The following is a 2,236-nucleotide window of genomic DNA, read 5'->3' on the forward strand; positions in this document are numbered from 1 at the left end:
AAAATAGGATGTGGAAACTCCACTTTTTGTTTATAGGGCCCAAAAGCGCAAAATTTCAGGCTCTTTTGATTTTACAGAAAGAAATTTACATCTTCCTCCCGCTCCATTGGATACTTACTTTCAATCGATAGTTTGTTACGTTTCCACCCTGAAGCTTTGAATTCATTTTACTCAAGTCTTTTCCGTGATTCAACAAATAGCTGATGAATATTTGATTTTTGGGTGTGGTCCGATTTTGTGACTTTCCATTTATATCCGTATAGGAGTATGCTCGGTATGTTTCACCATCTTTACTCAAACTGCCTTTGACGGTGCCGTTTCTAAGTGCGATAATATCTGCAACTCCTTCAAATCCTGCTTCATTCAAGGCATCGTACCATGTTCCAGTGTTTCCGACCAGTTTGCTCATCTGTGAATTCTTATTAATAGATTCGTGATTATGCTGTACATTCATGGGCAAATCCGGACGCATCTCTATGATGAACAAGTCGACGCCAAGATTACTCTTTAGTGCATCATTTAGGCTTTTGGAAGATATAGAAGACGGATTGTTGTACAAGGCATTTTCATTTTCCAGCAGGGCCCTGTTCAACGCCTCTCTCAGGTAGTATAGTTTGAGGAGGTCTACCTTTTCCTTCGATTTTTCGACAATACCGAAAACGCCCGGTACGGCCACCGCAGCAAGGATTCCCATGATGGATACGACGACCATCAGTTCGATGAGTGTAAAACCTTTTTTCTTCGTAATCAAGCGCACCTCTACTATAACTATCCTTAAAAATAAGTAAAAAAAACGCGCTTGTATCAAGCCGTTTACAAAAAAGCTGCGAAATAATCACTTGCAGGCCTTGTCGTTTTTTTTGCAGTCGAAAAATACAAAAGCCTTGCAGGTGGTGTGCAGGACTTTGTTTGTTACGAATATGGCTGCAAACTGAGGCTATTTACAGTATTGGGGTTCCGTTGAAAAACAGGTGCCATAGGTTCCCTTATAAGGGTTTGTGTAATCTCCTCCAATCCATACCATTATTGTAGGATCTGTAGGGACCATGTCAGTTTTTCCATGTATCCCGTTTTTAAACCTTATCCTTATATGCTTGTTTTTGTCGTCGTTCATGGCTTTACTTTTAAACATTTGGAAAGTCCATTCCTTTCCGTTAATATTATTGGCGCCAGGCATAGTTGAAATGATATTTCCTAAACCTAATTCTGCAAGTGCATCATAGAGAAGACTGCCCGGTTGATATGCCGATTGGTCAGTTAAATCACCCTGACAATAGCGAATGATTTTTCTTTTACCAAGTTGCATCTTGTATTGGAAAGCTATCATGCCAGCCTTGTCATTCATAAGATGCGTAGCCGTTTTCAGCCCCTTGTCTGATTGTCCATTGTCGTTTTTCGACAAGAAATTACTTAAGGCACCCTCTTGCACAAGAGCACGGTCAAAAGCATCACGGATATAGAATAGCCAGGCGACATCGAGTTTTTCTCGAGATTTCTCGATTACCCCAAGTAGATTTGGCACAGCTACCGCAGCAAGGATTCCCATAATCGCGATGACGACCATGAGTTCAATGAGTGTGAATCCGCGTTTGCGCTTGTTTTGCGTATGTGTATACATATAATATCTATTTCGAGAAAAAACGGTTTTTCAAAAAAAAAAGATATAATATTACGAGCGAAATGGCTAGTGGCTGTTTAACAAATTAAAATCCTTGTTCAGCCCGTGCTAAACGACTATCTGTACGTTTAACTAGTTAAATGACATTAATATCTGTAGTTCTTGCAACCTATGTCACCGTAGGTCGAGAAGCAGACTCCGTGGTCTGTCTTGAAGGCGCTGCCTGACACGTTTTTCTTACTCCCGGTTTGCATTTTTCCGCCATTGGGAAGCAATGCAACTTCTACAGAGCGGCTATTTGGATCCCTGTTGCTCCATTGGACACTCATTGTTAAACGGTAATTTGTTTTATTATTACCTTGAGACGATATTCCGTCTAAACCGGCTGATTTTCCGTTGTTTAGTTCTTTGCAAATGAATATGGAATTTTTGGGGTAAGTACGCCAGTCTCCATTATCCTCTTTCAATGTGAAGGCATCGTGTGACTTTCCATTTTTTTCAACATCTTTGTTTATTCCTGCGGGAAGATGTAAATTTCTTTCTGTAAAATCAAAAGAGCCTGAAATTTTGCGCTTTTGGGCCCTATAAACAAAAAGTGGAGTTTCCACATCCTATTTT

General features: G+C 40.2%; 3 protein-coding genes. All 3 read right to left on the bottom strand.

All coding sequences use genetic code 11. The annotated features are described in order from the left end of the window. Positions 1-85: 85 nt before the first annotated feature. A complete protein-coding gene (locus tag BUB22_RS17255) occupies positions 86-751 on the bottom strand; it encodes a type II secretion system protein (RefSeq protein WP_175547320.1) in 666 nt (221 codons plus the stop codon). 186 nt (positions 752-937) lie between these two features. Next, positions 938-1,564: a type IV pilin protein gene (locus BUB22_RS17260; protein WP_371587063.1), complete on the bottom strand. Its 627-nt coding sequence runs from the start codon at positions 1,562-1,564 to the stop codon at positions 938-940. Positions 1,565-1,764: 200 nt separating this feature from the next. Then, entirely contained in the window at positions 1,765-2,226 is a 462-nt protein-coding gene (locus tag BUB22_RS16520) for a hypothetical protein (RefSeq protein WP_139259063.1), read from the bottom strand. Positions 2,227-2,236 lie beyond the last annotated feature (10 nt).

The sequence above is a fragment of the Fibrobacter sp. UWCM genome (assembly GCF_900129735.1).
In the GTDB taxonomy this organism is placed as follows: Bacteria; Fibrobacterota; Fibrobacteria; order Fibrobacterales; family Fibrobacteraceae; genus Fibrobacter.

Excerpts from the sequence above, each read along its gene's own strand:
- BUB22_RS17260 (WP_371587063.1), bottom strand. The coding sequence starts at position 1,564 with ATGGTCGTCATCGCGATTATGGGAATCCTTGCTGCGGTAGCTGTGCCA.